The 3676-nt window shown below is 70.6% G+C and carries 5 protein-coding genes; 4 read left to right on the forward strand and 1 reads right to left on the reverse strand.

Annotated features, from left to right (window positions below; genetic code table 11):
- Positions 1-60 precede the first annotated feature (60 nt).
- The gene (locus VFZ20_RS22340) at positions 61-930 is read left to right on the forward strand and encodes a metallophosphoesterase (protein ID WP_329686167.1); all 870 of its coding nucleotides are present in this window, start codon (positions 61-63) and stop codon (positions 928-930) included.
- A gap of 103 nt (positions 931-1033) precedes the next feature.
- Positions 1034-1252 (forward strand): cold shock domain-containing protein, encoded by a 219-nt coding sequence (locus VFZ20_RS22345; RefSeq protein WP_329686168.1) that lies wholly within the window; start codon positions 1034-1036, stop codon positions 1250-1252.
- Between the two features lie 203 nt (positions 1253-1455).
- Here VFZ20_RS22345 and VFZ20_RS22350 read toward each other — a convergent pair whose 3' ends face one another.
- Positions 1456-1854 (reverse strand): hypothetical protein, encoded by a 399-nt coding sequence (locus VFZ20_RS22350; RefSeq protein ID WP_329686169.1) that lies wholly within the window; start codon positions 1852-1854, stop codon positions 1456-1458.
- A gap of 291 nt (positions 1855-2145) precedes the next feature.
- On the opposite strand from VFZ20_RS22350, the gene VFZ20_RS22355 reads away from it, so the two are divergent.
- The gene (locus VFZ20_RS22355; RefSeq protein ID WP_329686170.1) at positions 2146-3399 is read left to right on the forward strand and encodes a sensor histidine kinase; all 1254 of its coding nucleotides are present in this window, start codon (positions 2146-2148) and stop codon (positions 3397-3399) included.
- Positions 3396-3676, forward strand: a 281-nt coding sequence (locus VFZ20_RS22360) for a LytR/AlgR family response regulator transcription factor (RefSeq protein ID WP_329686171.1), incomplete at its 3' end; no start/stop codon positions are given. The genes VFZ20_RS22355 and VFZ20_RS22360, both read left to right, overlap by 4 nt.

Raw genomic sequence — 3676 nt, forward strand, 5'->3', positions numbered from 1 at the left:
ACTTGGCACTTGGCACTTGGCACTTGGCACTTGGTACTCGGCTTGCTCCTCCCGCCCCGCATGAGCAAAACGACGACGGTGGTGCGGTGGATGGGCGCGGCGGCGGCCGCGGCGGGAGCCGTGGGGGCCTACGCCTTTTTCGTGGAGCCGCTGTGGCTGGAGGTCACGCGGCCCCGGATCCACGTCCGCGGGCTGCACCCGGACCTGGAAGGCTTTCGCATCGCCCTGCTGACGGACCTGCACGCGGGCGAGGGCACGCCCCTGTGGCTCGTGCGCCGCGCGGCGCGCCTGGCCATGCGCGAGAACCCCGACCTCATCGCCGTCACGGGCGACTTGGCCGCGGACGACTGGACGAGCTTCGCGCCCGTGCTGGACGCCCTGTCGGAGCTGCGGGCGCCGCACGGGGTGTGGACGGTGCCCGGCAACCACGACTACACGGTGGGCATCGACCGCTGGCGGCGCGAGGTAGCCCGGCAGCCCAACCTGCGCGACCTGACCAACGGCGCGGAGATGCGGCGGGTGGGCCGCGCGCGGCTGTGCGTGGCGGGGGTGGACGACTACTCGCAGGGCCAGCCCCGGCTGGACGCCCTGCCTCCGCCGGAGGCGCGCGACTTTACCTTGCTGCTGGCGCATGATCCCGACCAGGCGGAAAAGGCCCGGCGCGAGCACGACGCCGTGGACCTGGTGGTGAGCGGGCACACGCACGCCGGGCAGGTGCGCATGCCGTTCGTGGGCGCCCTGCGCAACCCGGCGGAGTTCGACGAGCTGTACGAGGAGGGGCTGCGGCGCCGCCCGTGGACGCAGGTCTACACGTCGCGGGGCGTGGGGACGGTGCACATCCCCGTCCGCTTTCTGTGCCGTCCGGAGGTGGCCATCCTGGAGCTCACGGGGGCGCCGCGGCCGCCCCGCGACAGGGCCCGCCGGCCCTAAACAGATGGGCCCGCCTCTTGCACACAGGCAGGCGAGAATTGACCGGGCGCCGTGCGACGGAGCGACGGCCCGGCGGTGGACCGGAATCCGCGGCGGAGGTACCATGGCGCGACAGACAGGGGTGGTCGAGTTCTTCAAGGACGACAAGGGCTACGGCTTCATTCGTCCGGATGACGGCGGGAAGGACGTGTTCGTGCACCACTCGTCCATCGAGATGGAGGGGTTCAAGTCGCTCAAGCGCGGCGACAAGGTGGAGTTCGAGATCCAGGAGGATCCCAAGGGTCCCCGAGCCACCTCCGTAACCCGGGTCGAAGGCGCCTGAGGCCCTTCGCCGGCTGACAACCTGTGCAGTACCCTACGCGGACGGCGCTTCCCCTCTCGGGGCGGCGCCGTCCGCGCGTTGAGTGCGAAAGTGCGAAAGTGCGAAAGTGCGAAAGTGGATCCTGCACGGGTGCGCGCTCCCGGCCGGGAGCGGCTGAAGCCGCCGCAACGACAGCGGAAAGGCCTCACAAACTGCGTGAGGCTTCAACCGACCGGACGCCGCCCCGGTGCACGTCGCCCTCCCTCCGCTGGGGCAGTCTGCGCAGGCGGACTTCGTGCCTTTCCAGCGGCGAATTCATTCGCTCCTGGCCCGCGTGAGGCCGGCCCGCTCCCCCGCGGACCGCGATCCCCTCCGATCCAAATCCGCTCGATCTGCATCCGCTCGATCCGCATCCGCACGATCCGCATCCGCACGATCCGCATCCGCTCGATCCGCATCCGCTCGATCCGCATCCACCCGATCCGCATCCCCACAATCCGCATCCCCACAATCCGCATCCGCACGATCCGCATCCGCTCGATCTGCATCCGCACGATCTGCATCCGCACGATCCACATCCGCACGATCTGCATCCGCACGATCCGCATCCGCACGATCTGCATCCACCGATCTGCGTCCGCCCGATCCACATCCCCCGATCCGCATCGCCAACTCCCATCCGCCCAATCCTTATCCGCCCTGACGCCCGGAGCATCGACCCTCAACCAGCGTGGGACGAAGCGCGCGTGGAGAGGGACGAACGGTGCGTGGAAGGGACGAAGCGCGAGCGGCGGAAATCCGCCCTAAATCGCTGATACACAATGCTTTCCACGAAGACGAACGGCAATTAGATTGGGCTCGTCGGCCGCGTTCCAGACGCGGCACATCCCTCCCCGCCCGAACGCGCTCCCGCCGTGAGCGAATCCGCCCTCCAGCGCCCGCCCGTGGACGCACCCGATCCGCTTCCGCCAGACTTCAGACCCGGCGCGGAGCTCATTCGCCTGTGCCCGTGGAAGATGTCGTTCATCCTCCTGGGCATCGCGCTGGGGCTGGGGCTCACGGACTTCCTGCTCCAGGCCACCGTCCACCCCGGCGAGCGCATGCCCCTGGCCTTTCTGGCCGCCATCACCTTTCCGCAGTACGTCGTCCTCGTCCCGTTCGTCCCCGCCGTGCTGTTCCTGGCGGACCGCTTTCCCATGGGGCCCGGACGCTGGCGGCGCTCGCTGCCGGCGCACGCCCTGGCCAGCCTGGCCTTCGTCTTTGTCTACGGCGCCGCGGCGGTGGCCGTGTGCGACTACCTCCTCGCGCCCCTGACCATGCCCACGGAGCAGCTGCCCCGCGGCTACAACGACTACGTGTTTGGCCTGCGCCGCGTCGTGGCCGTCTACGGGGTGCTGTGGATCGGGCTGTACTGGCTGATCGTGGGCGCCCACCACACGCTGTTCTACCTGCGCCGCGCCCTGCAGCGCGACCACGAGGCGGCGGACCTGGCGCTGCGGGCACTGCGGCTGGAGGCGGGGCTGGCGCAGGCCAACCTGCACGCGCTCAACATGCAGCTGCAGCCGCACTTCCTGTTCAACACGCTCAATGCCATCTCCGTCCTGGCCGCCAAGGGCGAGCGGGTGGAGACGGTGCGGATGATCGGCCGGCTGGGCGAGCTGCTGCGCATGTCGCTGGGCAACACGGCGCAGACGGTGAGCCTGTCGCGCGAGCTGGAGTTCGCGCAGCGGTACCTGGACATCGAGCAGGTGCGCTTTCACGACCGCATGGCCGTGCGCTTCGACGTGGCGCCGGATACCCTGGGCGCGCAGGTGCCCAGCATGATCCTGCAGCCGCTGGTGGAGAACGCCGTCAAGCACGGGCTGTCGCGCAAGCGGGGCGCGGGGCGCATCGAGGTGCGCTCGCGGCGGGCGGTCCACACGCTGGAGCTGTCCGTCCGCGACGACGGGCCGGGGTTTGGCGGGGCGCCGGCCGGCGGGCGCACGGGCGTGGGGCTGGTGAACACGCGCGCCCGGCTGGAGCAGCTGTACGGCGCGGACGGGTTCGAGCTGTACCGCGGCGACGCGCCCGGCGGCGGCGCGCTTGTCCGCATCACGCTGCCCCTCCGCGTCGGGTCGGCGGACGAGGACGCGCCCGCCGTGCCCGTCATCGCCCTGGAGGCCGTATGAGCATCCGCACCCTGGTGGTGGACGACGAGCCCCTGGCCCGCGACGGCATGCGCCTGCACCTGGCATCCCAACCGGACATCAAGGTCGTGGGCGAGGCGGCGGACGGCGTGCAGGCCGTGGAGGCAATCCGCGCCCTCCGGCCCGACCTCGTCTTCCTGGACGTGCAGATGCCGGAGGTGGACGGGCTGGAGGTGGTGGAGCGGATCGGCGCGGGGGCCATGCCGGCCGTGGTCTTCGTCACCGCGTATCACCAGCACGCCGTGCGCGCGTTCGAGCT

The organism is Longimicrobium sp. (genome assembly GCF_036280135.1).
GTDB lineage: Bacteria > Gemmatimonadota > Gemmatimonadetes > Longimicrobiales > Longimicrobiaceae > Longimicrobium.

What these genes read in the sequence shown, in the direction of transcription:
- VFZ20_RS22340 (WP_329686167.1), top strand. Translation starts at nt 61, where the DNA reads ATGAGCAAAACGACGACGGTGGTGCGGTGGATGGGCGCGGCGGCGGCC.
- VFZ20_RS22345 (WP_329686168.1), top strand. Translation starts at nt 1,034, where the DNA reads ATGGCGCGACAGACAGGGGTGGTCGAGTTCTTCAAGGACGACAAGGGC.
- VFZ20_RS22350 (WP_329686169.1), bottom strand. Translation starts at nt 1,854, where the DNA reads ATGCAGATCGTGCGGATGCGGATCGTGCGGATGCAGATCGTGCGGATG.